This window comes from Polyangium fumosum (assembly GCF_005144585.1).
GTDB lineage: Bacteria > Myxococcota_A > Polyangia > Polyangiales > Polyangiaceae > Polyangium > Polyangium fumosum.
Genome location: NZ_SSMQ01000014.1, coordinates 185142 through 211962 on the forward strand (window position 1 = coordinate 185142; position 26821 = coordinate 211962).

Annotated in this window: 19 protein-coding genes; 10 read left to right on the plus strand and 9 right to left on the minus strand. The window is 69.7% G+C overall.

Features of this window, described 5'->3' with window-relative positions; genetic code table 11:
* Position 1: 1 nt before the first annotated feature.
* Genes E8A74_RS16135 through E8A74_RS16145 form a run of 3 tightly spaced genes read right to left on the minus strand, consistent with a single transcriptional unit; the run spans position 2 to position 3787 of the window.
* Positions 2 to 1360 (minus strand): sigma 54-interacting transcriptional regulator, encoded by a 1359-nt coding sequence (locus E8A74_RS16135; RefSeq protein WP_136929897.1) that lies wholly within the window; start codon positions 1358 to 1360, stop codon positions 2 to 4.
* A 7-nt stretch (positions 1361 to 1367) separates the two neighbouring features.
* Entirely contained in the window at positions 1368 to 2804 is a 1437-nt protein-coding gene (locus E8A74_RS53935; protein ID WP_136929898.1) for a serine/threonine-protein kinase, read from the minus strand.
* A 50-nt stretch (positions 2805 to 2854) separates the two neighbouring features.
* Positions 2855 to 3787, minus strand: a complete 933-nt coding sequence (locus E8A74_RS16145; RefSeq protein WP_136929899.1) for a hypothetical protein — start codon at positions 3785 to 3787, stop codon at positions 2855 to 2857.
* A gap of 120 nt (positions 3788 to 3907) precedes the next feature.
* On the opposite strand from E8A74_RS16145, the gene E8A74_RS16150 reads away from it, so the two are divergent.
* The 4 genes from E8A74_RS16150 (at position 3908) to E8A74_RS16165 (ending at position 8265) form a co-directional block, all read left to right on the plus strand.
* Complete coding sequence (locus E8A74_RS16150; protein WP_136929900.1) at positions 3908 to 4339, plus strand: hypothetical protein; 432 nt, start codon at positions 3908 to 3910, stop codon at positions 4337 to 4339.
* 124 nt (positions 4340 to 4463) lie between these two features.
* A complete protein-coding gene (locus E8A74_RS16155) occupies positions 4464 to 5780 on the plus strand; it encodes a fibronectin type III domain-containing protein (protein WP_136929901.1) in 1317 nt (438 codons plus the stop codon).
* A gap of 176 nt (positions 5781 to 5956) precedes the next feature.
* Entirely contained in the window at positions 5957 to 7324 is a 1368-nt protein-coding gene (locus E8A74_RS16160; RefSeq protein WP_211365372.1) for an extracellular catalytic domain type 1 short-chain-length polyhydroxyalkanoate depolymerase, read from the plus strand.
* Between the two features lie 77 nt (positions 7325 to 7401).
* Entirely contained in the window at positions 7402 to 8265 is an 864-nt protein-coding gene (locus E8A74_RS16165) for a hypothetical protein (protein WP_136929902.1), read from the plus strand.
* A 27-nt stretch (positions 8266 to 8292) separates the two neighbouring features.
* On the opposite strand, the gene E8A74_RS52295 is transcribed toward E8A74_RS16165, so the two are convergent.
* Genes E8A74_RS52295 through E8A74_RS16185 form a run of 4 tightly spaced genes read right to left on the minus strand, consistent with a single transcriptional unit; the run spans position 8293 to position 12629 of the window.
* On the minus strand, positions 8293 to 9048 hold the full coding sequence (locus E8A74_RS52295; RefSeq protein ID WP_170229148.1) for a hypothetical protein: 756 nt from the start codon (positions 9046 to 9048) through the stop codon (positions 8293 to 8295).
* A gap of 31 nt (positions 9049 to 9079) precedes the next feature.
* On the minus strand, positions 9080 to 9703 hold the full coding sequence (locus E8A74_RS16175) for a hypothetical protein (RefSeq protein ID WP_136929903.1): 624 nt from the start codon (positions 9701 to 9703) through the stop codon (positions 9080 to 9082).
* A complete protein-coding gene (locus E8A74_RS16180) occupies positions 9700 to 10773 on the minus strand; it encodes a type IV pilus twitching motility protein PilT (protein ID WP_136929904.1) in 1074 nt (357 codons plus the stop codon). Before E8A74_RS16180 ends, E8A74_RS16175 begins: the two co-directional genes overlap by 4 nt.
* A complete protein-coding gene (locus tag E8A74_RS16185) occupies positions 10773 to 12629 on the minus strand; it encodes a PilT/PilU family type 4a pilus ATPase (RefSeq protein WP_136929905.1) in 1857 nt (618 codons plus the stop codon). The genes E8A74_RS16180 and E8A74_RS16185 overlap by 1 nt, the downstream gene beginning before the upstream one ends.
* Before the next feature lie 299 nt (positions 12630 to 12928).
* Between E8A74_RS16185 and ung the strand changes: the two genes are divergently transcribed.
* Complete coding sequence (gene ung / locus E8A74_RS16190) at positions 12929 to 13648, plus strand: uracil-DNA glycosylase (protein ID WP_136929906.1); 720 nt, start codon at positions 12929 to 12931, stop codon at positions 13646 to 13648.
* A 251-nt stretch (positions 13649 to 13899) separates the two neighbouring features.
* Here ung and E8A74_RS16195 read toward each other — a convergent pair whose 3' ends face one another.
* Complete coding sequence (locus E8A74_RS16195) at positions 13900 to 14706, minus strand: hypothetical protein (RefSeq protein WP_136929907.1); 807 nt, start codon at positions 14704 to 14706, stop codon at positions 13900 to 13902.
* 520 nt (positions 14707 to 15226) lie between these two features.
* Here E8A74_RS16195 and E8A74_RS16200 point away from each other — a divergent pair.
* Positions 15227 to 18661, plus strand: coding sequence for a class I SAM-dependent DNA methyltransferase (locus E8A74_RS16200; protein ID WP_136929908.1), 3435 nt, complete (start codon positions 15227 to 15229; stop codon positions 18659 to 18661).
* A gap of 15 nt (positions 18662 to 18676) precedes the next feature.
* Here E8A74_RS16200 and E8A74_RS16205 read toward each other — a convergent pair whose 3' ends face one another.
* On the minus strand, positions 18677 to 20173 hold the full coding sequence (locus tag E8A74_RS16205; RefSeq protein WP_136929909.1) for a serine/threonine-protein kinase: 1497 nt from the start codon (positions 20171 to 20173) through the stop codon (positions 18677 to 18679).
* A 310-nt stretch (positions 20174 to 20483) separates the two neighbouring features.
* On the opposite strand from E8A74_RS16205, the gene E8A74_RS52300 reads away from it, so the two are divergent.
* The 4 genes from E8A74_RS52300 to E8A74_RS16225 form a co-directional block, all read left to right on the plus strand.
* A complete protein-coding gene (locus tag E8A74_RS52300) occupies positions 20484 to 21377 on the plus strand; it encodes a hypothetical protein (protein ID WP_170229161.1) in 894 nt (297 codons plus the stop codon).
* The gene (locus E8A74_RS16215) at positions 21374 to 25504 is read left to right on the plus strand and encodes a serine/threonine-protein kinase (protein WP_136929910.1); all 4131 of its coding nucleotides are present in this window, start codon (positions 21374 to 21376) and stop codon (positions 25502 to 25504) included. Before E8A74_RS52300 ends, E8A74_RS16215 begins: the two co-directional genes overlap by 4 nt.
* Positions 25505 to 25545: 41 nt before the next feature.
* Positions 25546 to 26082, plus strand: coding sequence for a hypothetical protein (locus E8A74_RS16220; RefSeq protein WP_136929911.1), 537 nt, complete (start codon positions 25546 to 25548; stop codon positions 26080 to 26082).
* 388 nt (positions 26083 to 26470) lie between these two features.
* Positions 26471 to 26821: RNA recognition motif domain-containing protein (locus E8A74_RS16225; RefSeq protein ID WP_136929912.1), on the plus strand; the 351-nt coding region annotated here is incomplete at its 3' end.

Below are 26821 nucleotides of genomic sequence, written 5' to 3' on the forward strand. Positions count from 1 at the left end.
TTCAGCCCTCGTCGCTCGCCCGGATCCCGAGCCGCGCCGCGAGCCTCTGCAAAAACCGGCGGCTCACCCCCGCGAGCTCCGCTGCCCGCGTCACGTTCCCGCCCGTCTTCTTCAGCATCGCCCGCAGATACACCTCCTCGAACCGCTCGGTCCACGCCTGCCGCGCGTCCTTCAGCGGCAGGTGCAGCGGCACGAGGTCGTCGACCTCGGCGTGTGGCCGCTCCACCGAAGCCGGGGGCGCCGAGGGCGGGCCGTGGGGCGAGACGAACCCGAGCGAGACGCTCCGCTCGATGAAGTTCCGAAGCTCGCGCACGTTGCCCGGGAAGCTACGCGCGGCGAGGACGCGCAAGAAATCCGGCGGCAAGGCGCCCGCGCCGGGCGAGAGTCTGTCGTAGAAATGCTGCGCCAGGATCGGCACGTCCTCCGGGCGCTCGCGCAAGGACGGGAGGGAGACCTCCACGACGGCCAGCCGATAATAGAGATCCTCGCGGAACGTCCCCTCGTTCACGCGCCGCGCGAGGTCCCGGTTCGTCGCGGCCACGATCCGCACGTCGACGCGCTTCGCCGTATTGCCGCCGACGCGCCGCACCGTGCGCGTCTCGATCGCCCGGAGGAGCTTCGCCTGGAGCGCGAGCGGCATCTCCCCGATCTCGTCGAGGAAGAGCGTCCCGCCGTCGGCCTCCTCGAACACGCCCCGCCGATCCGAGGTCGCACCGCTGAACGCGCCGCGCATGTGCCCGAACAGCTCGCTCTCGAAGAGCGTCTCCGGAATGGCGCCGCAGTCGATCGGCACGTACGGCCCCGCATTGCGCCGTGACATCACGTGCACCGAGCGCGCGACCACGTCCTTGCCCGTGCCCGTCTCGCCCGTCACGAGCAGCGTCGTATCCATCGGCGCGACCCGCTCGAGCACCGCATAAAGCTGCCGCATGGGCAAACTCGCGCCGACCAGCTCGCCGAACGAGGTCCGCGGCGAGACTTCGACGAACGCAGGCGTGTCCCCCACATCCACCCGGATCGACGTCGCGCCCACGCGCAGCACCGTGCCCGCGGGAACGTCCGCGTCGCGCATGCGCGCCCCGCCGACGTAGGTGCCATTCGTGCTGCCGTGATCCTTCAGGGTCATCGTCCCCGCGCGGACCCGGAGCTCGCAATGCATGCGTGACACCGTGGGATCCGTGAGCACGAGATCACAATGGGCCGCCGTCCCGATCCGCGAGAGCGAGGCCTGCACGGTGACGCGTTTGCCCCGGTCCTTGCCCTCGACGACGACGAGGTCGACCGACGGGAGCCGCAGCCCCGTCGCCGGCGCAGGGACACGCGTCGTGGCGCCTTGCTCGAAATCGTCGAAGTCACTCATGCGTGTCTCATTTGGCGTAAGGGTTCGGCGGCAGGCGGCTTTTTGGTTTGGTGGTGGCGGTCGTCGGGGGTTTGGGGCGAGCGGAGGCAGAGGCGGGAGCGGGAGCGGAAGCGGGAGCGGAAGCGGGAGCGGGAGCGGAAGCGGAAGCGGGAGCGGAAGCGGAAGCGGAAGCGGGAGCGGAAGCGGAAGCGGGAGCGGGAGCGGGAGCGGAAGCGGAAGCGGGAGCGGGAGCGGGAGCGGGAGCGGGAGCGGAAGCGGAAGCGGTCGTCCCCGCGGCCTCCGTTTCTTCGTGGTTCGCCCTGCCAAAGAGGAAAACCCCTGCACCCAGAGCCACCGTCACCCCCACGGCCGCCACCCCCACCGCCATCACGCGCCTCGTCCCCTTCGCGGGCGTCGCCGCTGTCTCCGGCGCCGGCAATGCGTGGGTCGCCGCGTCCGCGACGGCCGCCTCGTTCTGCGCCACGCGAGCTTCCGGAATCGACGCCGACGACGCGCGCACCGCGGGCAAGCCGAGCTCCGAGAGCCGCGCGCGGACCTCCTTTCGCCGCTCCGCCAGCGTGTCGCCCACCGTCTCCCGCACGACACGCGACACCTCCGCCGCGCTCGCGAAACACCCTGCGCGCCGCGCCGCCTCTTCGAGGGCCGCGCCAAACGCGTCCGCGCTTTGATATCGCGCCGCCGGATCCTTTTCGAGCGCCCGCCCCACCACCGCGTCGAGCGCATCCCCGAGATCCGGCACCACCGTGCTGAGCAGCGGCGCCTCCTCCCGCAATGCACGATCGAGCGCTTGTCCCTCGTTCGCGCCCTTGAACAGGCGCCTGCCGACGAGCGCCTCCCATACCACCACACCCATCGCGAACACGTCCACCCGCGCATCCGGACGCTCACCCCGGATGTACTCGGGCGCCATGTACCCGACCTTTCCCTTGAGCGTGCCCACCGTCGTCGGCGCGCGAGAATCGTCCTCTGCTTTCGCCACGCCGAAATCCGTGATCTTCGAGACCCCGTCGAGGCCCACGAGGATGTTTTGCGGCGACACGTCACGATGCACGAGCCCGAGCGGCCTGCCCTCGTCGTCCGTGAGCGCGTGCGCCGCCGCGAGGCCCGCGCATGCTTCGGCCCCGATGCGCACGACCACGCCCGGCGAGAGCCTCCGGCCAGCGCGCCCCGCGGCCGCCATGAGCTGGCCGAGCGACGCGCCCTCGACGTAGTCCATGACGAGCTGGATCGACGCACCGGCGAGGTCGACGTCGCGCACGTCGACCACGTTCGCGTGGTGGATCCGCGCGGCGATTTGCGCCTCCCGGACGAGCGCCTCGCGGAAGCCGGGGTCTTCGAGCAGGTGCTCGTGGGGACGCTTGAGCGCCACGAGCTGCTGAAAACCGAGGGGCCCGCGCAGCACGCCGACGTACACCGTCGCCATGCCGCCCGAGGCGACTTTCACGAGCGGCTCGTACCGAGGCGAGCCGGCGAATGCAGCAGACGGGACAGCTCTCACGGCAGGGACACGGAGACCTTGGCGACGCCGCCGCCGGGCAGAGTTTCAAACGACAATTGGGCCGCCGTCGGCGCGTCGCGGCGCCCGAGGGAAAGCGCGCCGAGGGTGATCGTGGCCGCGCCGAGGACGGCCGTTACCCCGACGAGCACGTTCGTTCGCAATTGCGCGCCTTCTCCGTCGCTCGCGATCCCGCGGCAATCCCTCGGGGCCGCGGGGCCGGGACACCCGCGCGCCACGAAGTCGTCGTGGAGGCCCTTGGTTTGCAGGCTCGACGCCGTGAGCACCGCCCCGGAGACCGCCGTCGCGCCGAGGCCCACGAAGAACCACACGGGCGAAAGGCCGCCCGATCGATCCGCGGCCTTCGTCGCCTCGGCCGGGGGTTTCGGCGTGGCCGTGACGGCCGCGCCGGCGGGGACGTCGGCGCGGATCTCCTCGCGCGTGGTGCCTTGCTCGATCGCCACCACGTGCGGACCTGCGCGCACGAAGCGCTCTTCGTTCGCCTCGAAAGGCGCGCCGTCGACGGCAACACGACACGGCCCCGGACAAATCACACGGAGCTTCCCCACGCGGCTCCCGAAGCGCGCCCGCGCTGCGCGGACGAGCTCGGCGACGCTCGTTTCCTCGCTCCGGGTCGACGCGCGCGCGGCGAGCTCCATTCCGAGCACCGGCTCGTCGCCCTCGAGCGCGGCCCGCAGCGCCGACGCGAGCGCCACGGGGTTCGGCAGGAGCGCGTCGGCGCGGGCGAGCTCGCGCGCGGCCGTCGCCATGTCCCCGCGCTCGTAGGCGGCCGCGCCGCGGTCGTAGGCCGCTTTCGCCTCGGTCGTGGCGGGATCCGGCTCCGCGGCTCGGCTCGGGGCCACGCAGAGGAGCACGAGCGCGGCGGCGGCGAGGGCAAAGGTCATCCGGCCGTGCGAGCGATCGCGTCGCATGAGGGCGCGAGCCTACCACAAGACCTCTCCCCGAAGATCGTCCCGGAGAAACGTTTGCCGTGGCAACGCCCCGGCTTCGTCCTTGGCGGCTCTGCGCCTCTCTTGGTAGCCTGCCCGTTCGTGCCCCCCGTCCCTCGTATAACGCGCTGCGCGATTTTCCTTGGTGCCACGGTTTCGGCGTTCGCGACGAGCTGCGTATACGACTGGGAGGTCGGCGCGCCCGCTTTGACGGACGCAGGCGCCGGGACCGGCGGCGCGGGCGGCGGCGGCGCCGATTGCGCGGCCCTGCAAGTCGATCTGGAGGCTGCGCGGATCGCGGCGAAGTCGTGTGTCCTCGGCGCCTCGGGCCCGTGCGCGGAGAAGGTCACGGACGAATGCGGGTGCAGCTCGTACGTGAAGACCGGCGGGAGCGCCGAGGCGCAGGGCTTCGCCGCGGCGATCGAGGCGTTCCAGGCGGCCGGCTGCACGCCGTCGTGCCCGGGGAGCTGCTCCGTGCTCGTCTCGGGGATGTGCCTTCTCGTGGGCGGACAGGGGCCGTACTGCACGCCTTGACGTCGTTCTTCCTGTAAAACGCTTCGTCCCACGACAAAAAGAATCTCCCCCGAGGCGCGGATCTCCGGGCCGTGAGCACATCGTGGGTCGATGTGGTAGACGGTGCGTTGGAGGGGAGGGGCGTATGCTTGGCATTCGCAAGGGGACGGGTTTGTTCGTTGCGGCCATCATGGTCGCTTCGTGCGGGGACGCGGAATGGTTTTCCCTGACGGACCTCGACGTCCCAGACGAGGCGCTCCCTGGCATTTCGGCCGAGGCGCTCGAGATCGGCTGCAGATCGGCGACGACGCTGGGGGCGCTCGCCGTTTGTCTCCGGGATACGATGCCCATGCAGAGCTCCGAGGGATACGTCCCACCGTCCGCGGCGGCCCTCGGCGAGATCCGCACCGCGGTGTCCCGCATGCTGAACGGGCATTGTGATTTCGCGCTCGGGGCGAACATCGCGCCGGTGATGGAGCTCCGGCTGTTCACGGACGCCGACAACGGCAAGCGGTATTGCGTGCTGCTCGAACGAGGCGACGCGAACGGGGACGGCCACGTGGATCGAGGCTGGGGCACGTTCATCGTCGACCCGTCCGCCTCGCGGGAGGTCTCGCACCAGGCGCCGCACCCGCTCGCGGACCTCGACACGGAGATCGAGGCCATCGAGATCTTCAAGCGAACGGACTCCCGGAGCTTTCTCCTCTGCGGCGCGCATCGCAATGCAAACGCGGGAAGCGCCTGCGACAGCGGTTATCGCAAGGCCGACTGCGCGCACGACACGGGCGGCATGTTCTTCGCAGCCTCGCGCGAGATCGCCGCGTTCTACGGCACCCGCTCGCACACGCAGATCCAGTGGCACGGAATGGGGGCCGACACCTGCGAAGGCGTCACGGCGTACATCTCTCCCGGGCTCGCGAGCGCGCCCGCGGCGAACGCACCCGTGCGCAGGCTCGACGCCGAGGCCGAGGCGGCAAACCCGCTCTGGAGGGTCACGTTGCCCGGCAGCGGGACGTGCGGCTTGAATGCCACCGACAACGTCGAGGGGCGCCATTTGAACGGGATTCCTGCCGAGAATGCCTGTTCGCTCGAGCCGATGACCACGACCGGCACGTTCGTCCACGTCGAGCAGAAGCGCGAGGCGCGCAACGCGAACCTCTGGATCACCCCCGTGACCCGGACATTCCCCATCCCGAACCCGACGCCGCCGACCGCGCTCACGGCGAATACGCTCCCAGGGCGCGTCAACCTGTCCTGGGTCGCCTCGAACGGCGCGAGCCGCTACGAGATCCGGCGCAGCACGACGAGCGGCGGCCCGTACGCGGTCGTGGCGACCGTCCATACGACGAGCTGGGCCGATACGAGCATCGTCACGCGCCTGCGGTATTTTTATGTGGTCGCCGCGGCGAACTCCCTCGGCACGAGCGCACCTTCGAACCAGGTCGTGGCGCGCGCGCGTTGAGGCCTTCCCCCTGCGTCACGCGTGACGCCCCCCGGCGCCGGGATCCGGTGCGACACGCGTGACACGCCCCGGGGCCATTTCCCGCGCATTTGCGAGGAAACCGCGGCGCTGCGTCGTGGCATGCCGCCTGCTCATGGGTCCGCTCCGAACGCCTCGGACACCCAGGAGAAGGAACCATGCCGCGCTCGATGATCCGCACTGCTCTTGCCCTCGCCCTCGTCACCCTCGGCGCCGGTTGCCTCACGGCCGCGGACGACGGTGAATCGCTCGCCGATTCCGTGTCGACCGACGCCTCGAACCTCACGGCCGTGACCGGCTTCGGCTCGAACCCGGGCAACCTCAAGATGTACACGTATTCTCCCGCGGGCGTGGGCGCGGACGCGCCGCTCGTGGTCGTGATGCACGGCTGTACCCAATCGGCGCTCGATTACGTCAAGGCGGGCTGGAACAGCCTCGCCGACACGTGGAAGTTCCACGTGATCTACCCCGAGCAGCAATCGGCGAACAGCATCACGCGGTGCTTCAACTGGTACGAGCTCGGCGACATCCAGCGTGGTCAGGGCGAGGCGCTCTCGATCAAGCAAATGGTCGACTGGATGAAGGGCCAGGTCTCCATCGACGACGACCGCGTCTTCGCGACGGGCCTTTCGGCGGGCGCGGCCATGACGGCGGTCATGATCGCGACGTACCCCGACGTCTTCTCGGGCGGCGCGCTCCTCGGCGGCATTCCGTACCGCTGCGCCGCGGGCCAGGCGGATCTCACGAAATGCATGGGCGGCGTGGATCGCACGGCGACAGCGCTCGGCGACGTGGTGCGGAACGCGGTGCCCGGGTACGCCGGTCCGCGGCCGAAGGTCTCGATCTGGCATGGCACGAGCGACACGATCGTGAAGCCGCTCAACGCGACCGAGCTCGTCGAGCAATGGACGAACGTGCACGGCGCCGACGCGACGGCCGACGCGACGTGGACGATCGACGGCGCGACGCGGAAGGAGTATCGCGACGCGAACGGGGAGACCATCGTGGAGTATTGGTCGATCCCGAACATGGGCCACGGGGCCCCGGTCGACCCCGGATTCGCGGCGGCGGGCGGCTGCGGAACCGCGGGTGCGTACATCCTCGACGTCAATCTCTGCTCGGCGTACCGCATTGGGCAATTCTTCGGCCTCGACCAGGGCGTGCCCGGGGACGGGAGTGGCGGGACCGGCGGCACGGGCGGGACGGGTGGCACGGGCGGGACGGGCGGGACGGGCGGGACCGGGGGCGCAGGCGCCAGCGGCGGAAGCGGCGGCAGCGGCGGCAGCGGCGGCAGCGGCGGCAGCGGCGGCAGCGGCGGCAGCGGCGGCAGCCCCACCCCGGTCTGCGAGGAGTTTTACGAAGGAAACTACTACCACGTGCAGAAGGGGCGCGCGGTGGTGTGCGGCGCATTCAACAGTTATGCGTGCGCCGTCGGATCGAATCAGAACCTGGGCCTGAACAACGTCCTGCCGACCTGGATCCGCAAGACCGGCCCGAATTATTACGAAGCCGGCAAGTGCCCCTGAGCGTGGCTGCCCTCGTGCTCCTCGGATGACGAGCCGCGCTGCAAAGCGTACACTCTCGTCCTCCGAGGAACGAAGGCATGACTTACCGCGATGAAAGAGACGCCCTCCGCGGGCGGATCCAGGGCCTCGAGCAGGATCTCCAGGACGCCCGGAGTTCCCAGCAGTCGGCCGAAGAGAAACGCGCGCGCATCGAGCAGATCGAGGGCCGCATGCGCGAGGCGGAGCAGGACCTGCAAGCCCTCCGGAGCGAGCTCGCCTCGCTCCGGGGCGCGCCGCCGCAGCCGAAAAAGAGCCCCCTCGTGGTGCCCTTCCTCCTCCTTGGCGGCACGATTCTGCTCGCGATGACCGGCGGCGTCGTGCTCCTGGTCGCCAGGGAGCCGCTGCCGCCCCCGCACGAGCCCGTCGAATCCCCCGCCGTCGCCACCGCGCCCGTCCCCGTCGTGGAGCCGCCTCGCCCGGAGACGTCCCCCGCGCCGCCGCCCGCGGCCGCGCGTCAGGTGGCCGCGCGCTGGGAGGGCAAGGTCACCCGCGCGAATGGCTTGCCGCTCGCGCCCGGCGCCTCCTGTGTCGTGCATTCGACCCTCGAAGGAAATGGCGACACCGGCCGCGTCGTGGATCTCGCGGTGACGTGCGGCGGGCGCCCCGTGTATGACTCGAAGGACAAGCTCGAAGGAATGAGCATGAACGGATACGGCCTCGGCGAGGAGGGAGGCAAGGCCCTGGGCACGTTCCGGTATGCCGTACGCTACAGCGATACGGGCGCGCGCTCGGGGCCTCGCACGCAGGTCTCGCTCGACTCCACGCAGGGCCAGGGCGCCGTGTGGAGTGACGTCGTCCCGATCTTCCGCGTCGAGTTCCAGCTCCCGACGCTCAGCATGCCGGTGCGCGGCGAGCGTTTGCTTGCACCGGCGCCCGCGCCGGCCGCTTCCGCAAAGCCGTGACGTGACGCCTTCCCGCGCGGGGGCTCGTCAGAATGGATAGAGGACCGAATACAGCCGAAACTCCGCGATCCCGTCGCCGGCGACGGTCGGCTCCGCGGAATCGGCGAGGCTGAAGCGCATCTCCCCGTTCAAGGCGATCCAGTTCCTGGGCCGCCAGGCGAGCCCGAACCCGAGGCCGCCCTGGAAGAGCACGTTCCGTTTCTGGTTCTCCTCCGAGATGTTCACGCCGATCGTCACCAGCGTCAGGTAGGGCTGGAGGCGTTTGTTTTCGCGATAAAAAATGAAGGCGTTGAAGAGGATCGGTATGTCCTTGCGATCGATCTCGAAATAGCTGTTGTACCCGGCTTCGAGCTCGAGTTCGAGATACCCGCCGTACATACGGAGCCCGCCCCCGCCGCCGATTCCAAATTCATTGCGGTTGACGATCCAGAGCGACGAGAACCGCCCGGACATGGCGAACTCCGGCCCAGGCCCGCCGATCGGCGAAGGGCCACTCTTCGCAGGCGTGGTAGGCGTCACCGGCGGCGTATAGACCGGAGGCGGAGGCGGAGGCGGAGGCGGAGGCGGAGGCGGCGGCGTAAAGACCGGAGGAGGCGGCGGCGTATAGACCGGCGGAGGAGGCGGCGGCGTATAGACCGGCGGAGGAGGCGGTGTATAGACCGGCGGAGGAGGCGGGGGCGGAGGCGGCTTCATCCCCGTGCCCATCGGCCCCGTCGCATACACGTCGGGCACCGAGATCATCAGGTTCGTCGCCGCGACCGAGACGACAATCACCGCCGGCAAGAGGCGAACACAAAAGCTTCCAGGGCGGCGCTCAGAAGACATACACGACCCCCACGAGCTTCGCCTCGACGATCCCTTCGGCCCCGAGGGGGCCTCCTCCCGGCGCGACGTACCCGCCGCCTTTCACCTGGGCGCCCAGGAAAAACGTCCTCGTCCGATACCCGACGCCGAATCCACCACCCATGTGCCACCGCGTGTCGCGCCCCGCGTCCACCTGACCGAGCGAGCGGCCCGCCGCGGCGAGGATGTACGGCTGCCACTTCCCCGACGCGAGGTGGAGAAGGAACGAACCGCCATAACTGAGCTCGTAATGGTTCTCCCCGAGATAGCGGTCGTAGCCGATGTCGAACTCGAATTCGAGCGGCATGTAGCTTGCTGGTCTCGACGGATACGAGAGCGGGTGCATGCGGATCACCGCGCCCCCGCCCATCGCGAACGTCCCGCGCGGGATGTTGTAGAGCGTCGCGAACCGCGGGCCGACCCCGAGCGTGCCCCAATAGACCTCCCGCCCGCGGTACCGCGTGTACGTGGCCTGCGACGGCCCCGTCGGCATGGGCACGGGCGCGGGCGCGACTTGCTGCGCGTGGGACGCCGCGGGCCACACCAACGCGCCCGTGAGCGCGCAGGCGAAGGCGGCTTTCGAGATGCGCATCATCCCCCCGCGAGCCGCTGCGCGACGACCTTCTGGAAGCTCTCCTTGTCGATCGCCTTTTCGAGCGCGACCTCGGGCGAGATCGTCCCTTTTTGCATGAGCCGCTCGAGCGCCATATCCATCGTCTGCATCCCTTGCGCCTGGCCCGCCTGCATGATGTTCGGGATCTGGAACGTCTTGCCCTCGCGGACCATCGCCGCGAGCGCCGACGAGCCCACGAGGATCTCGTGCGCGGCGACGCGCCCCTTGCCGTCCGCCGTCTTGAGGAGCTGCTGGGCCACGATGGCCACGAGGCTCTCCGCGAGCATGCCCCGCACCTGCGGTTGTTCGTCCGCGGGGAAGGCGTTGATGATGCGGTCGATCGTCGCCGCCGCGCTGTTCGTGTGCACGGTGCCGAAGACGAGGACGCCGAAGCTCGCGAGCTGGAGCGCGAGCTTCATGGTCTCGTTCGTGCGGAGCTCGCCGATGAGGATCACGTCCGCGTTCTCGCGGCCCGCGCTGCGAATCGCGGTCGCGAAGCTCGACGCGTGTGGCCCGACCTCGCGGTGCGTGACCTGCGACATCTTCGGCGGGTGCACGAACTCGACCGGATCCTCGATCGTCAGGATGTGGCAAGGCCGCGTCGTGTTGATGTGATCGATCATCGCCGCGAGCGTCGTCGACTTGCCGCTGCCCGTCGGGCCCGTGACGAGCAAGAGCCCGGCGCGTTTGTCCGCGAGCTTGCGCACGACCGGCGGGCAGCCGAGATCGTCGAGCGTGAGGATCTTCGTGGGGATGATGCGGAAGACCGCGGCGAGCCCTGTGATCTTGTAGAAATAGTTCGCCCGGAAGCGCGCCTTGTCCTCGTACTGGTAGGCGAAATCGAGGTCGAGCTCGGTCGTGATCTTGGTGCGCTCCTCGGGCGAGGTGATCTCGAAGAGCAACTCCTCCATCTCGGCCTCGTCGATCGGCGCGTCGCGCAGCGGCACGAGCTCTCCACGCGCGCGGAGGAGCGGCGGGTAGCCGACGCCGAGGTGCAGGTCGCTGCCCTTCTTCGCGAGCAGCTCGTCGAAGAGCCGGTCGATGCGGGCCATCACGCGCCTCCCTTCTTGCCGAAGAGCGCGCCGGCGCGCCCGAGCAGGCCCTTGTTCGCCTCGGGCTCGGCTGGCTTCGGGGGCTCGCCGGGCGGGGCCTGCGGCAAAGCCGGTGCGCGCTTGCCCGCGATCGTGGCTTCGAGCTCGTCCGGGGCCTCGGCGACGAGGAGCGCGTCTTCGAGCGAGGTCTTGCCCACGCGGACAAGCTCGGCGAGCGAGTCGTCGAGCCGCACGATGCCGAAGCCCTTGCCGCGCTGCTGCAAGCTCGGGATCTGCCAGGTCTTGCTCTCGCGGATGAGGTTCCAGAGCGGCACGGATCCGGGGAGCATCTCGGCGGCGGCGATCATGCCGGGGCCGTCCTTCCGCGGCAGGAGGCGCTGGCTCACGACGAGCCGCAGGCCACCGGCGAGCGTCACGCGCACCTGCTGCTGATCGCCGGGCGGGAAGAGGTCGATGAGCCGATCGATGGTCTTCGCCGCGCTCGGCGTGTTCATCGTGCCGAGCACGAGGTGCCCGGTCTCGCTCGCGGAGAGCGCCATGCGCACGGTCTCCGTGTCGCGCAGCTCGCCCACGACGATGACGTCCGGATCCTCGCGGAGAGATGCTTTGAGGGCCGAGGGAAACGTCCGCGTGTGCGAACCGACCTCGCGCTGGCTCATCATGGCCTTCTTGCGCGGGTGGACGTACTCGATCGGGTCCTCGACCGTGATGACGTGGTGCGAGGTCTCGCGGTTGATGATGTCGACGAGCGCGGCGAGCGTCGTGGTTTTGCCGTGCCCCGTGGGCCCGGTGATCACGATGAGGCCCTGGTGGTGGCGCGTCGCGAGCGCGATGGCGTCGGGCAGGCCGAGCTCGGCGAGGGTCGGGATCTCCCGCGAGACGAGGCGGAACGAGGCCTTGAGCCCGGTGCGCTGGCGCGTGACGTTGACGCGCGCGCGGCCGATGCGCGGGTCGTCGAGCGCGAAATCGCACGAGCCGTCGAGCGCGAGCTGGGTGCGCAGGCGCTCGGGGATGCGCGACTCCAGCATTCGCTCGAGGGCTTGCGGCTCGACCACCGGGCCCTGCGGGACGAGCTTGCCCGAGACGCGGAGGAGCGGCGGACGATCCGCGACGAGGTGCAGATCACTCGCGCCCTCCGCGCGCGCCCGGAGCAGGACGTCGTCGAGCGCGAGCGTGGCGAAATGGGCGGCGCTCGCCGCGGCCGCGAGGAGCGTGGGATCGGCCGGATCGTCGAGCGTGATGGAGAAGTTCCGCGGGCGTGGCGTGTCCTTCCGCGCGGGCGGGGCGCGGTGCTCGTCGAGATCGAGCTCGAACGAGGGCGACGCGGCGATCCCAGGGGCCACTGCGATCTTGTCGGCGGACGGCAGCGTGGCCTGCGGCGGCGGGGCGGGCGCCTGGGGAGGCGCGTCCTCGTTGAGGTCGCCCCACATGAGCTCCGGCGGCGGCGCGCCCGGCTTCGTGACGCCCGCGGATGGCGCGGGCTTTCGCGGCGTGGGTTTCGGCGGCGGGACGGCACCACCTGCGGTCGCGGCGGACGCGTCTTTGCGCGGATCCTGGGCGAGCCGCATGAGCCGGGCTTGCACGGCGTTCGCGTTTCGCACGGCCGCGATGGCGACCGCGCCGATGCCGTCCACGCGGCAGCCCCACTGCACGGGCTTCGGGCCGAGGTTTTCGAGGTGGCGGCCTCCGCCGGCCGTGGTGAGGAGCCCTAGGATGTCGTCGGTCGAGAGGATCTTCCGGTCGACGATCTCGTAGGTGCCGCCGATCTTGACGCAGGGATTTCGGCCCGTGGCGAGGGCGACCTCGGTGACGTCGGGGCGGAGGAGGTTCTCGAGCAGGGCTTTGAGCTGGGGCATCGCTTGGCGGAGCGCGGGGGAGGGGCATCGTAACGGAGGGGTCGATGTTTCGGCAAGGACGGCGCCGTCCGCGAAACCATCGCCGCAGATCGCGATGGAACACGCGTTCGGGATCCTGTGGCTCATCACCCAGACCGCGCCCGGCAGGCGGGCTTGATCGCCGGCATTCCGAGAAAAAGGGTCGGGTTCGTCCGGGCGCGCCCTGCGGCGGGTCCCCAGGGCGACGCGTTTTGCGCGTTTGCATCGGTTCCACCTGGCCAAACCGATCCCGGCGCCCTACGATGGGGCGTGTCCGAGCCATGAAGATCGATATCCCCCGTTCCTGGCAAAAGGTCCTCGCGGCCGAGCTCTCGCGCCCCTCGTTCGCCGAGCTCGGCGCGTTCGTCGACGAGGAGCGGAAAAACCACCTGGTGTTTCCGCCCGAGGACGAGGTGTGGAATGCGTTCAAGGAGACCCCGTACGAGAAGGTCCGCGTGGCCCTGCTCGGCCAGGATCCTTACGTGGGCCCAGGGCAGGCGCACGGGCTCTGCTTTTCGGTTTGTCACGCCCAGCGAATCCCGCCCTCGCTCGCGAACATGTTCCGCGAGCTGCGCGAGGACATCCCCGGCTTCGAGGTGCCCGACCACGGCTGCCTCGAACCCTGGGCGGCGCAGGGGGTTTTTCTCTTGAATACGATCCTGACGGTGCGGGCCGGCGAGGCGGGGTCGCACCGCGGCAAGGGCTGGGAGACGTTCACGGACGGCGTGATTTCGGCCCTGTCGGCGCGAAAGGAGCCGGTCGTTTTTGCGCTCTTCGGGGCGCACGCGCAGAAAAAGGCGCGCCTCGTCGATACGTCGAGGAACCCCATCGTCAAGACAGGCCACCCCTCGCCGCTCTCGGTGCGGAGTTTTTCCGGGACGAGGCCGTTCTCCGCCATCAACGCGGCGCTTCGCTCGCTGGGAAAACCCGAGATCGATTGGAGGTTGCCCCCGCGGCGGGAGCTCGGCGCGGGGTTGGTTGGCCAGGATCACTCCCCGTAGAGGGACGGAGATGGCACGTACGCACCTTCGTGCTTGACCCGTCGTGCGAGCGTTCGCGCAACCTCGTGCGCCTCCAGGCTCTTCGTCTTTCTGGGGGCCTGTGCATCGGGGCAAGGCGATGGGAATCCTTCTTTCGATGGGGCGCTGGGCGTCCCCTTTGCGCCGCCGAGGGGCCTCCGCCCGGTCCCCCCAACGGCCAGCGCCCTCGTCAAGAGAAAGCGCTGGCCTTTCACGGCCGTCCTGCGCTCGGCTCAGCCGCCCGTCGCCTCCTCCGGGAGCTGCTCCTCGCCCGTCTTCGGATCGATATCGGGCGCGCTCCTGCGCGCGCGGATGTGGCTCCGGATCGCCTCGTTTTGCTTCACCACGGGCGCGAGCAGCGCGGCGCGCTTCTGCGCGTGATCGCCCGTCGGCTCGTCGTACGTGCCGAGGATCTTGGCCACGATCCGCAAAAGGTAATTCTGCCCGGCCTCGCGCGCGGCCTTCACCATGCCAAAATCGAGGTCGTCGGTGGACTTCAAGGCCTCGTCGTACTTCATGACGAGCTTCGTGATACGCGCGGCATTGACGCCGAGGCCGAGCTTCTGAACGAGCGGCGCGAGCTCGCCCTGGAGTTTCCCCACGATCGCATGCACGGCGATGAGCTCGACGTCGTAGGGGGCGTTCGTGATCGCGGCGACGCCATTGGGGAAGACGGCGTGGAGGAGCGTCTCCACATCGGCGATGAGCTCCTTGTCCTCGTCCTCGTCGGCGCCCTTGAGGAGCGCCTCCCCCGCGCCGCGGAAGCCGGAAAGCGCGTTGTCGAGCTGAATGTCGAGCCGCTGGAGTGCTTTTTGAGCACGAACCTGCTTCGCCGAAGGCTTGCCGGTCCGCCGCTTCGTGGCCCAGCGCTGCTCGAGCGCGAAGGTCTTCTCGTCGGCCGCGATGGCCTCCGCGACGAGCGCGTCGATGGCAGGCGCGGGGAGGGCCTTCGCGATGTCGTACACGCGATGAAACGTGTAGACACGGCGGCCGGTTGGAAATCGCACCAAATTGAAGAAATCCGTGAGATTGGCGAGCATGGCCGGCATGGTCGCTGGGAGACGGCGGGCGCGTCAAGGCGAACGTGGCCCTCGGGGAGGGCCTTCGACGTTGAAATCTTGCGTGCGGAAACGCCCGGGAGGGCTCGGCGCGGGCAAGGATGCGCGACCCAGGGGCGCACGGTGGTCTCGTCGCGACGGCGAGCGACTCCGCGAGGCCCACCTTCAGGCCTCCACGCGGGAGGGCACGCGCGGGAGAGCCCCTGCGACACCTCGAAGGCTCGAGCGCCGCGCGTGAGGGCGAGCCGCCGCCCGGGGGAGCGATGACCTCCAGCGGTCATGCAAGGGGCGGGGGGAGGCCAGGCGAAGAGGGGGCGCGCCCGCGGGCGGGGCCCGTGGAGGATGATGCATGAGGGGGCGCGCCCAGGGGAGGCCCTCATCGAGCGCTTCGGTCGGTGGAGGGGGCCCAAACGGGGGGCGCTGGGTGGATTTGGTACGCGCGTCGCTGCCGCGATCGACCCTCCCGCCAGGCGCGTCCGTGGGCTAGCCTCGCGCCCCCGCCATGGACGTCGCTGCCTTCGTCGAAAAGTGGAGCGCCTCCGGCGCCTCCGAGCGCGCCAACAAGGACCTTTTCCTCGCGGAGCTCTGCGACGTGCTGGGCGTCCCCCGGCCTGAGCCGGCCACGGGCGACCCGGCCCGCGATCGGTACGTGTTCGAGAAGCCGATCCCGATGACGCAGGAGGGCGGCAAGGTCACGACCAAGCGCGCGGACCTCTCCAAGCATGGCTGCTTCCTCCTCGAAGCGAAGCAGGCCGCCGCGGTCGGGACGAAAAAGAGCGGCAAGACGCAGCGCGGGACGGACTCCTGGGATCTCGCGATGGTCGACGCACGCGGGCAGGCCCTCGGCTACGCGAGCGCGCTCGACGAGCCTCCGCCGTTCCTCATCGTCTGCGACATCGGGTACGTGTTCGAGCTCTATGCCGACTTCGACGGCACGCGGCGCTGGCCGGCCTTCCCGAACGCGCAGAACCGGCGGATCTACCTCCGCGATCTGGCGAAACACGTGGACACCCTGCGCGCGGTCTTCACGGATCCGCTCTCCCTCGACCCCTCGCGCCGCGCCGAGCGGGTGACGCGGGAGGTCGCCGCGCAGCTCGCGGAGCTCGCGAAGAAGCTGGAGGTTGAAAAGAACCCGCCCGAGGCCGTGGCCAAGTTCCTCATGCGCTGCATCTTCACGATGTTCGCCGAGGATGTGGCGCTCTTGCCGTCGCGGCTTTTCACGGAAGGGCTGGAGCACCACTGGATCACGAACCCTCGCGCCTTCCCCGCCGCCATTGAAGGGCTCTGGACGGCGATGAACGAGGGCACCTCGTTCTCTTATTTTGGCAAGCTCCTGCGGTTCAACGGCGGGCTCTTCAAGCAACCGACTGGCCTGCCGCTCTCCAAGGAATCGCTCGCGCTCCTGCTCGAGGCCGCGCGGCGCGACTGGTCCGAGGTGGACCCGGCCATCTTCGGCACGCTCCTCGAGCGCGCCTTGAACCCGAAGGAGCGGCACAAGCTCGGGGCCCACTACACGCCCCGCGCCTACGTCGAGCGGCTGATCCGTCCGACGATCGAGGAGCCGCTGCGCGAGGAATGGGAGAACGTGCAGACGGCGGCACGGAAGCTTTACCAGAGCGGCAAGGAGAAGGACGCACGCGCGGCCATCCGCGCCTATCACGCGAAGCTCACGCAGACGCGCGTCCTCGATCCGGCCTGCGGGTCGGGCAACTTCCTCTACGTGACGCTTGACCTCTTCAAGCGGCTGGAGAGCGAGGTTCTTGCCCTGCTCAATGACCTTGGCGAGCGTCAGGAGCTCTTGCATGCGGAGGGGATCCGCGTGTCGCCCGGGCAGTTCCTCGGGATCGAGGTGAAGCCGTGGGCGAAGGAGATCGCGGAGCTCGTGCTCTGGATCGGTTACCTCCAATGGCACTTCCGCACGTATGGGAAGCTGACGCCGCCGCCGGAGCCCGTTCTCCAGGACTTCCGGAACATCGAATGCCGGGATGCTGTGCTCGCGTGGGAGCGGGAGGAGCTGGTCCGCGACGAGAAAGGCAAGCCCGTGACCCGATGGGACGGAGAGACGATGAAGAAGCACCCCGTCACGGGGGAGATGGTGCCGGATGAGAAGGCGACGGTGCCCGAGTATCGGTACGTAAACCCACGGGAGGCTGCATGGCCTCAGGCTGGGTACATTATCGGAAATCCGCCGTTCCTAGGAAATTGGCGGATGCGTACTGAACTGGGGAACGGCTATACCGAGGCGCTACGCGCTAGCTATCCTGAAGTGCCGGACTCCGCTGATTTTGTAATGTATTGGTGGCATCATGCCGCTGCGCTCGTTCGCAGGGGGGCAGTCTCGAGGGCCGGGCTCATCACGACAACGAGCATAACGCAGACCCGCAATCGCCGGATCGTGCAGGCGCACCTGGAGGAGGAGAACCCCGCTTCTCTGGTTTTTGCGATTGCGGATCACCCTTGGACGACCGCGAAGTACGACCAGGCATCGGGTGGCGCCGAAGTGCGGACCGCGATGACGGTTCTCGCTCCGGGACAACAGGACGGGCTCAGGGGGCGAGTGGTCCGAGAGTTTCACGCCGAAAATGGCGAGGTGCGGGTCGATTTGGATTGGTGTAGCGGCCGGATCAACACCGATCTTACCATTGGCGCGAATGTTGCGGGCGTGTCTGCGCTACGCTCGAATCTCGGATTGAGCTCGCCTGGCGTGAAGCTCCATGGTGCAGGTTTCCTCGTCGAGCCCAAGGACCTACAGAAGCTCGGCATGGGCTCGATTCGGGGCATCGAGCGGCATATCAGACCGTACCGCAATGGTAACGATCTCGCCGCTCATTCGCGGGGGTTGTACGTGCTCGATCTCGACGGACTGACCGCCGAGCAAGTGAGGGCGCAGTTCCCCGCGGTGTACCACCGGATCGTCGAGCGGGTGAAGCCGGAACGGGACCACAACAACGAGCGTTACCGGCGCGAAAACTGGTGGCTCTTTGGCCGGAGGAATACGGAGTTGCGCGCAGCTCTCCGGGGACTCTCGCGGTACATAGCAACTCCCGAGAGCGCCCGGCGGCGTTATTTTCTATTTCTTGATGGTGAGATCCTTCCGGACAACATGGTGGTCGCAGTCGCGGTGGACGATGCCTACTTCTTGGGCGTTCTGTCCAGCCGTGTTCACGTGTGCTGGGCTCTTGCTGCCGGGGGGCGCCTGGGGATCCGGCATGACCCGCGGTACAACAAGACTCGTTGTTTCGACCCCTTTCCCTTCCCCGAAGCATCGCCCCGGATCCGCAAGCGCATCGCGCATCTCGCCGAGCGGTTGGATTCGCACCGCAAGCAGCAGCAGGCGTCGCATCCATCGTTGACGTTGACGAAGCTCTATAAGGCGCTCGACGTCGTGCGCGCTGGGGGGACCCTCAATGAGAGCGACAAGAATGTGTGGGAGGCCGGCCTCGGGGCGACGCTGCTGAGCCTGCATGAAGATCTCGACGCCGCGGTCTTCGAGGCCTACGGCTGGCCCGCTGACCTCCCCGACGAGCAGATCCTGGAGAAGCTCGTCGCCCTGAACGCCGAGCGGGCCGCCGAGGAGGCGCGCGGGATCATTCGCTGGCTGCGCCCCGAGTTCCAGAACCCGAGCGGCGCGCAGGCCGCCACACAGACAACGATCGCCACTGCTGAAGAGACGCCCGACGACGAGGAAGCGCCGGCCGTCGAGGCTCAGAAAGCGAAGGCCTGGCCGAAGAAGCTCCCCGAGCAGATCGCTGCGGTCCGGGATCGCCTCGGCACGTTCCGCGGAGCGTTCAGCGCAGACGACATCGCCGCAAGTTTCAAGGGAGCGAAGAAGGCCGACGTAGCCGATCTGCTCGATGGCCTCGCCGCCGTTGGCGTCGTCGTCTCGGTCGAGCGCGGGAAGCGATGGAAGGTCGCGCGACGGCGCGCGGTATCCTGACCCGCCGGAAGGTGCTCAGGTCCCCGGCCTGCCCTGACCCGAGACCATCGTGTGGGAGGGTTTGGAGTGGCGTGTCGCGGCCCGGCGGACGATCGTCGTGCCCAACGGGCCCGGTTCGAGGAAGAAGCCGCCCGCGCTGCCGTTCAAGCCCTCGATGGCGGCGTCCGTCGCCGCGAGCCCGTCCACGTTGCCCCGAGGCGCCCACGCCTCCGTGCGCGCGAGGTCACCCGAGGCGATGTCCACCTCCGCGGCGACGCGCACGTTCACCGCGTCCACGTGGAGGGCCACGTTCGCGTGCACCGCGCTCCCTTCGTCCTGCTGCAGGGCGGCGTGGAGCGTCAGGGCAAACTGCACGGCGGAGCGGCGTTCGGTCTTCGCGTGCACCGGATCGGCCGAGAGCAACTTGACCCCGAGGAGCTGCGTGCTCGTGACCGTGGCGAGCACGAAGCCGCCCGAGCGCATGCACTCCTCGGCGCGTTCGAGGGTCTGCGCGAGCGCCGTGACGAGGGATTCGTCGGCCTCGTCCGCGCCCTCGGGGAAACGCAGGTCCACGTGGATGCCGACCGCGCGCCGCTCCGCCTCGGCGCGGGCCGTCTCCTCGGAGCGGCCGTCGCGCACGGCCTCGCGCAGCGCATCGAAGAATGCACTGACGGATTCGAATCGCCGCTCGGGCTTCTTTTCGAGGCACCGGAGCACGATGGCGTCCAGGGCGGGGCTCACGGGGGCGCGCTGGCTCGGGCGCGGCGGAGGCGCTGCCAGGTGCTGCTCGACGAGGCCCTCGTGCATGCTCGATTCGAAGGGCGGGCGCCCCGTGAAGAGGACGTGCAGGAGCGCGCCGAGCGCGTAAATGTCGGTGCGCGCATCGATGGGACCACAAAGGATCTGCTCGGGCGCCATGATCGAGGGCGTGCCGAGCTGCTGGCCGATCGAGGTGAGCCCGCCCCGGCCCGGCTCGGGCGCGAGGAGCTTGGCAATCCCGAAATCGAGGAGTTTTACAATGCGCGGCGGTCCCTCGCCGATCATGATGTTGCTCGCCTTCACGTCCCTGTGGACGATGCCGGCCTCGTGCGCGGAGGCGAGCGCGGCGCAGACGGGTTCGAGGATCGAGAGAACCTCGTCCGGCGCGAGCCTCCCGCGCGCGCCGAGATAATTGCGCAGCGTCGTGCCTTCGAGGTATTCCATCACGTAATACGGGGTGCCGTCGGACAACGTGCCGAGCTCGTGGACATCGACGATGTTCGGGTGGTGGAGCCGCAGAATGACCTCGACCTCCCGCACGAATCGCTCGGCCATGCGCGGCAGCGCCGTGAGCGCCGGGTGCATCACCTTGATGGCGACGCGGCCGCCGTCGACGCGGTGGCGCGCGCGATACACCGACCCGTGCCCGCCCGACGAGGAGAGATCCTCGATCACATAATCGCCGACGCTCGTCCCCGCGCGTAGCTCCCCCGCGCGCCCGTTCTCCTTGGCCTTGACGTGTGGCCGCGTGGTCATGTCGTTGATTCCCCCCATGGCCTGCCCCCTGCTTTCCGTCCTGCCCCGAAGGGGCGGACTCCGCGGAAACCAATCAATCGTAGATATTTCTACGATAGCACGTCCCGTGCGTCGCCGCGCGTCCGTGAACGAACGTTTTCGCAGGTCCACGCGTGACGGATTTCGCTGCGGCGCGCGTCGCGGACAGATTCGAACGACTCGCGCAGGGTCATTCTTTTTCGACCCGCTGCGTTTTCGGTTCGTGTGTGCTTTCCGGGTGCTAGAGTACTGCCGACTTTCTTCTCGATTTCGTATTTTTCATGTTCGCGCAGGGGTGGGGGAAGACAATATGCGAAGCAACACGCTCGCTTGGCTGGCGATTTCGTTGGGGACGCTCGTGGGCTGTGGGGACGCAGAGGACGCGTTCTTGGAAGAGAAGGAAGGGGCCGTCGAGGGGGTCGCGGTGATGGGCCTCGTCGAGGAGAACGCGATTCAGCCGAATGCAATTCAGCCGAACGCAATTCAGCCGAACGCAATTCAGCCGAACGCAATCCAGCCGAACGCAATCCAGCCGAACGCGATTCAGCCGAACGCCCTCACGCCGTCGGCCTTCAGCCCGGACACGCTCGCTGCGCTGCAGGATCCGGGCGAGACCGGGCATGGGTCGCGGATGTTCCTCCGTTATGCCGTGGGGTGTGCGCTCGATCCGTCCCAATCGTTCGCGGTGACATGGATCGACCTCCAGGGCGTCGAGCGGACGGAGATCTACGTCGGCCAGCTCGGCCTCGCGCCTTCCTGGGCGACCGGGCCCCTCGACGAGACGGGGCAACGGTGGGTCTCGGCGTGCCTCGCGGCCCGGACGAATTGGTATGGTGTGACGGTCCTGATCTCGATGCGAGCCTCCCACAGCGCAATCAAGCATGCAGGGACCCTCGAAAAATTCATCTTTCCTCGAGAGGAAGGGGCTTTCTGGGGGAACCTGTTCGCGCCGACGCCGTTCCTGCATTCCTGTGTATATGTCCCGAACACAGATTACGCGCGCAGCGTCCAGCGCGACTGCGCCGCGGGGCACGTCGGCCCCGACGGAATCGAGAACTGCGGGATCATCGAGCGGCGCGGCTCCTGCGAGGCCGTATGTGATCCGCTCGATACGAACAATGGATTTCGTCCAAAATGCGTCTACGATGCGGCGGTGAACCCGCCTCGCAAGACGACGGAGGTCGTGACGGTGTTCTTGCCATGACGTTTGTTCACGGCGCGCCGCTCGACGAGGGCCCGGTCTCCCTGGGCCCACGGCGAGGCATTCGATGCCTCGCGTGCGGGCGGCGCGTACCCGTGGACGGTTGTCCCGAGCACGGCACAGGCCCGCCGGACACGATCACGCCCGAGCCACCGGAGCCGCCCGCGCCGGTGTTTCCAGGCTACGAGGTGTCCGGCACGCTCGGTCGCGGAGGGTTTGGCGTGGTGTATGCGGCGCGGCGCATCGAGGACGGAGCGCGCGTCGCCATCAAGCTCGCGCATCCGGACGTGCCCGAGGCCGCGCCGCGCCTCGTGCGCGAGGTGGAGGTGATGCGCGCGGTCGGCCCGCCCCACGTGCCGGCCTTTTTGGCGCGCGAGGAGCTCGCCTCCACAGGCACGTACGTGGTCATGGAGCTCGTCGCCGAGAGGACGCTCGCCGATCACCTGCTCGCCCGCGCGGGGCCGCTGCCGGCCCGCGAGGCGATCCTGCTCGGGCTCGCGGTGCTGCGCGCGCTCGAGGCCCTCCACGCGCGGGGCTTCGTGCACCGCGATCTGAAGCCGGAAAACATCCTCGTCGACGCCGAGGGCAAACGCGCGGTGCTGCTCGATTTCGGCATCACGTGCGGCGTCTGGCCCGCGGCCCCCGCGCTCACGGCGGCGGGCGCGATCGTGGGCACGAGCGAGTACATGGCCCCCGAGTCGTGCGAGGGACACCGCGGCGAGGACACGCGCGCCGACATCTACGCGATGGGCATCTTGCTCTATGAGATGCTCACGGGGCGCCCGCCGTTCTTCGGTCCCGCGCCGCTCGTGCGCGAGGGCCACGTGAGCCAGAGGCCGCCGCCCCCTTCAGCCGTCGCGCCGCCGCCGTTCGGGCGATCGATCCCGTCTTCGGTAGAGGACATCGTGCTGCGGTGCCTCGCCAAGGCCCCCGCCGATCGCCCTCCGTCGGCCGCCTACCTGCGCGCGAGCCTCGCCGCCGCGCTCGCGCTGCCGAACGAGGAGCACCTCGTGCTCTCGGTGCCCACGCTCGATCCGCCGCCCGGAGCGAAGGCGCCGAAGAGCGCCGAGCGGCGCGTCGTGTGCATCGCCTGTTTCGAGTCGAGCCTCGACGCGATCGCCCTGCGGCGCGCGCTCGAGCCGTTCGGCGCGCAGATCGTCCACGCCTCCGCAGGCCGATACGTCGCGGCCTTCGGTCACGAGGTCGACGAGAACCCCGCGCGGCGCGCCCTCGAAGCCGCGCGCTCGCTCACGGAGCAGGGCGCCTGCGAGCGTGTCGGGCTCGATCTCGCGGCCGTCGCGGTTCACCTCGGCCCCGAGGGATCCCGCCGCATCCTGGCGCCGCGGATCGCCCGCGAAGACCGGTTCCCGAAGCCCTCGTCGCCGCGCGGCGTCTCCCTCTCGGCGGCTGCCCGCGCGGTGCTCGAAGCCTCGGGCGTCGCGCCGGATCCGCTGCCCGGCTATCTCGACGGCAGCGGCGAGGAGACGCCGCCGACGTCATCGGGCGAGATCACGGACGTCACGTCATCGCGCACCGCGATCCCGCTCTCCGGGCGCGAGCGCGTGCTCGACGCGCTCACGGAGCTCGGGCGGCAGGCCATCGAAGGTGCGCTGCCTTCGGTCGCCGTCGTGCTCGCCGAAGCGGGCTGCGGAAAGAGTTTTCTCAAGCGCGCCCTCGTGGAGCGTCTCGTGCAGGTGTTACCGGGGACGCGGCTCATCGTGTTCTCGGCGCACGAGCCGGTGCATGGCGCGGCGGGGAGCGTGCGCGATCTCTTGCAACGCGCTCTCGGTTTGCCCGCCGAGGCCCCCGAGGACGGCGGGCGGGAGCTGCTCGCGGCGAGGCTCGGGCCTGCGCGCCATGTCGAGGCCGGCGCGACCGTGGCGCGTTCGCTCGGGTGGATCTCGAAGGGCAGCGGCGCGCCGAGCACGCGCCCTTCCGCGCTGCATGCGATCGAGGCCGCGCCGGGCGCGTTGCGCACGCTGCTCACGGTGAGCGTGGGCGAGGCGCTGCGGCGCAGGGCGCTCGAGGCGCCGCTCTGCGTGATCCTCGACGACGCGCATTTCGCCGACGATGCGACGCTCGCGATCCTGGATCTCGCCGCGCGGGCCGAGGCGCGCGCGCCGCTCTTCGTGTGCCTGCTCGGCAGGCCGTCGTTCGAGGAGGATCACCCGTCGTGGGGCGCGCGGGCGCATCGCCGCGCCGTGCATCGGCTCGGCCCGCTCGATCCCACGAGCGCCGCCGCGCTCTGCCGCGAGCTTCTACGGCCCGCGGAGAACGTGCCCGAGTCGGCGGTCGCGCGGATCGCGGCGCGGGCCGAAGGCGTGCCGCTCCTGCTCGTCGAGCTCGTGCGGGGGCTCAAGGCCCAAGGGATTGTCCGGAAGCACCCCTCGGGCAGCGGGTATTTCCTCGCGACCGACGAGCTCGATGATCTGCCGGATCTTCCGCTCATCGAGTGGCTCGCGCACCGTGAGCTCGACGCGCTGCCGCCCGCGGCGCGCGCGCATGCCTGCCTGGCCGCGGTCCTCGGCGCGGAGGTGACGGTCGCCGAGATGCACGGCGTGCTCGGGCGGCTCGATCGGATGAGCGCCGGCGGAGACTTCCCGCTCGACGCGCGGATCGGCTCGGATCGGCTCGTCGCCGCGGGGCTGCTCGCGCGCCACGGCGCAGGCCGGTACGCGTTCCGGCATGCGCTCGTGCGCGAGGCGATCGCGCGCTCGGTGCCGGAGACCCAGCGCGCTCGGATCCACCTCGCGGCCATGGCGTATTTCCAGCAAGCCTCTGGCTGGGACGGCCGATCGCCCCCGAGCGGCGACGAGCGCCCCCTCGCGCAGCTCGCGCACCACGCGACGAACGCAGGCGAGCGCGCGCTCGGCGAGCGGGCCTATCTCGTGCTCGCCGAAGCGGCGCGGGCGCGGCACGACTGGCTCGACGCGGAGCGCTGCTACACGCGCGCCCTGGAGGCATCGACCACGAGCGCGGGGGCCCCGGGCAAACCCCTCGATCTGCGCCAGGGCGCCCTCCGAGGACGCGGCCTCATGCGCTATCGGCTCGGCCGCTACCCGGACGCGCTCGACGACCTCGCCCTCGCGCGGGAGGCCGCGGCAGGTGATCCCCTCGCGGAGGCGGAGATCCTGCTCGATGAGGCCACGGTCCTCGACTGGATGGCCGACTACGAGGCGTCACGCGCGCGTGTCGTCGCGGCGGTCGGGATCCTCCCGGAAGCGCGGCCGCCTGCGCTCCTCGCGCGCCTCCTGCTCGGCCAGGGGTTGTCGCTCCTCCGCTTCAGCCGCGAGGCCGAGGCCGTCCCGCTCTTCGAGCACGTGATCGAGGTGGCGGACGTGATCGGGGACGAAGCGTACGAGCCGCGGATCGTCTCGCTCACCATGCTCGGCTTCGTGCTGCCGGCGCTCGGCCGCCTCGCCGAGGCCGAGCGCGCGATCGAGCGCGCGATCGAGCTTTGCGAGTCGCACGGTGACGACCTCCACCTCGCCAGCGTGATCAACGCGCGTGCGCTGCTCGCGGCGCTCGTCGGGGACAAGGCGCGCATGGTCGCCGACTTCGAACGCGTCGCCTGGCTCGGCCGCGAGCTCGGCCAGGACTGGCTGGAGATCCTCGCGTACCACAACCTCGGCGAGTACCTGTATCTATGGGACGACCTCGACGCAGCCGAGCCTCACGCGGCGCGCGCGCTCGCGCTCGAGGTGCGGCATACGGGCGGCGCGCCGCGACCTGTGATCGCCCTGCTCGACGGTCGTCTGCGGCATTTTCGTGGTGACCTCGAGGGCGCGCGCGAGGCGGCGGCGCGCATCCGGACGCAGACGGGCCCGGCGCTCCCGGTGCCGGCGGAGGACGTGCTCTGCGTCATGCTGGAGCTCGCCACGCGGGACACGGACGACGCGACCTGGGACGCGCTCGAAGCTCGCTCGCGCGAGTTTTCCGTGGGGCAAGAGCGCCTGGAGGTGATGGAGGCCCGGGGGTTGTCGGCGCTCCGCCGCGGGCGCACGGCCGAGGCGCGGCGCCATTTCGAGCGCGCGCTCGAAATCGGGCGGACCCTGCCGAACGTCATGACGCCCCGGATCGAGCGCCACCTCGCGCGGACGCGATCGGACGAAGCGACGTTGCGTTCGTAATGCCGATACCCGGGCCGTCGCGGACGGCGTATCGTGCGGGCATGGATGTCGAGGATGTCGACCGCAATGGCTGGGCGAGCTTCCGGGTCGAGCCGCTCCCCGTCTCGCGCGCGTACACGCTCCTCGCGCAAGAGCCATCGGCCCGCGTCGACATGGCGCTCTGGGCGCACAAGGCCCGCACGTTCTTCGGCGTGACGCTCGAGATCGAGCAGCCGAAGGCCTATCCGAACGGCGAGACGCCTGCGGCGGACGCGGCCGTCATGCTGGTGCAGCGCAAGGGACACCGCGCCGCGTCGCGCGTGCACGTGGTCACCGTGCCCGTGGAGGAGGCGCCCGAGGCGCGCCTCTGCGCGGAGGCGGGCGCGGCGGCGATCGGCGGCGCGGGCATGGATGTGCTCGTCCAGCGCGGCCTTCGGGTCTGGCAGGTGTCGAGCGAGGTCGCCGAGGGGGACGATCCCGACGCGCCGCTCGCGCTCGCGGCGATCCTCGCGTCGATCCTGCTCGCTCCGATCGTGCCGCCGGGTGGGGGCACGATCTTCGGCGTGAAGGGGGCCCGGGAGCGGCTGGGGTTGGCTTGACGAACGCTGTTCCGGGACGAACCCGGGCCCGCGCCTCCGAGGCGGCGTCGTCACCTCGGCGCCCCCCGCGGTTTTCCGCGTCTTCTGCGTTCTCCGTCCGAACGGGGCCTCCGGCGTCCCAGAGAAAAGCCTGCGACAGGCTTGCGACCTTGGGCGCGTCGGGGTACGGTAGGCGCCTCACGAACGTCACTGGCCCTCGACACGACGCTTTCTTTCCTCCCTCCACTCGGAGGGGGACGTGGCTCGCCTCGAACGACTGGAAGACGCAGCGTGTGCTGGCGCGGACTGACCCGCGCGGCACGTCCCCGTTCGATCGCTACGGCTTCGTCGAATGGTCGGCAGAGATGGCGCTCCAGCGCGCGAAGGAAGCCGTGAAAAGCATCATGTCATGGGAAATCGTCTCTACGTAGGCAACCTCTCCTACAGCACCACCCGCGAGACCCTCGAGCAGGCGTTCTCGGCTGCCGGTGAAGTTCGCGAGATTGCGATGCCGACCGACCGTGAGACCGGTCAGCCGCGCGGCTTCGCGTTCGTCACGATGGGCTCTGCGAGCGCGGCGACGAACGCCATCTCGCAGCTCAACGGCGTGATGCTCGACGGCCGCACGCTCAAGGTCAACGAGGCCCAGGAGCGTCCCCCGCGTGAGGGTGGCGGCGGTGGCGGTGGCCGTGGGTTCGGCGGCGGCGGCGGCGGCTTCGGCGGCGGCGGCGGCGGCGGCCGTGGCGGCGGCGGCGGTTAC

Bases quoted from the DNA above. Each gene is read 5' to 3' on its own strand.
- E8A74_RS16165 (WP_136929902.1), top strand. From the start codon at position 7,402: ATGACTTACCGCGATGAAAGAGACGCCCTCCGCGGGCGGATCCAGGGC.
- E8A74_RS16185 (WP_136929905.1), bottom strand. From the start codon at position 12,629: ATGCCCCAGCTCAAAGCCCTGCTCGAGAACCTCCTCCGCCCCGACGTC.
- E8A74_RS16220 (WP_136929911.1), top strand. From the start codon at position 25,546: ATGGATGTCGAGGATGTCGACCGCAATGGCTGGGCGAGCTTCCGGGTC.
- E8A74_RS16180 (WP_136929904.1), bottom strand. From the start codon at position 10,773: ATGGCCCGCATCGACCGGCTCTTCGACGAGCTGCTCGCGAAGAAGGGC.
- E8A74_RS16175 (WP_136929903.1), bottom strand. From the start codon at position 9,703: ATGATGCGCATCTCGAAAGCCGCCTTCGCCTGCGCGCTCACGGGCGCG.
- E8A74_RS16205 (WP_136929909.1), bottom strand. From the start codon at position 20,173: ATGGGGGGAATCAACGACATGACCACGCGGCCACACGTCAAGGCCAAG.
- E8A74_RS16195 (WP_136929907.1), bottom strand. From the start codon at position 14,706: ATGCTCGCCAATCTCACGGATTTCTTCAATTTGGTGCGATTTCCAACC.
- E8A74_RS16200 (WP_136929908.1), top strand. From the start codon at position 15,227: ATGGACGTCGCTGCCTTCGTCGAAAAGTGGAGCGCCTCCGGCGCCTCC.
- E8A74_RS16135 (WP_136929897.1), bottom strand. From the start codon at position 1,360: ATGAGTGACTTCGACGATTTCGAGCAAGGCGCCACGACGCGTGTCCCT.
- E8A74_RS16160 (WP_211365372.1), top strand. From the start codon at position 5,957: ATGCCGCGCTCGATGATCCGCACTGCTCTTGCCCTCGCCCTCGTCACC.
- E8A74_RS16145 (WP_136929899.1), bottom strand. From the start codon at position 3,787: ATGCGACGCGATCGCTCGCACGGCCGGATGACCTTTGCCCTCGCCGCC.
- ung (WP_136929906.1), top strand. From the start codon at position 12,929: ATGAAGATCGATATCCCCCGTTCCTGGCAAAAGGTCCTCGCGGCCGAG.
- E8A74_RS52300 (WP_170229161.1), top strand. From the start codon at position 20,484: ATGCGAAGCAACACGCTCGCTTGGCTGGCGATTTCGTTGGGGACGCTC.
- E8A74_RS16155 (WP_136929901.1), top strand. From the start codon at position 4,464: ATGCTTGGCATTCGCAAGGGGACGGGTTTGTTCGTTGCGGCCATCATG.
- E8A74_RS16215 (WP_136929910.1), top strand. From the start codon at position 21,374: ATGACGTTTGTTCACGGCGCGCCGCTCGACGAGGGCCCGGTCTCCCTG.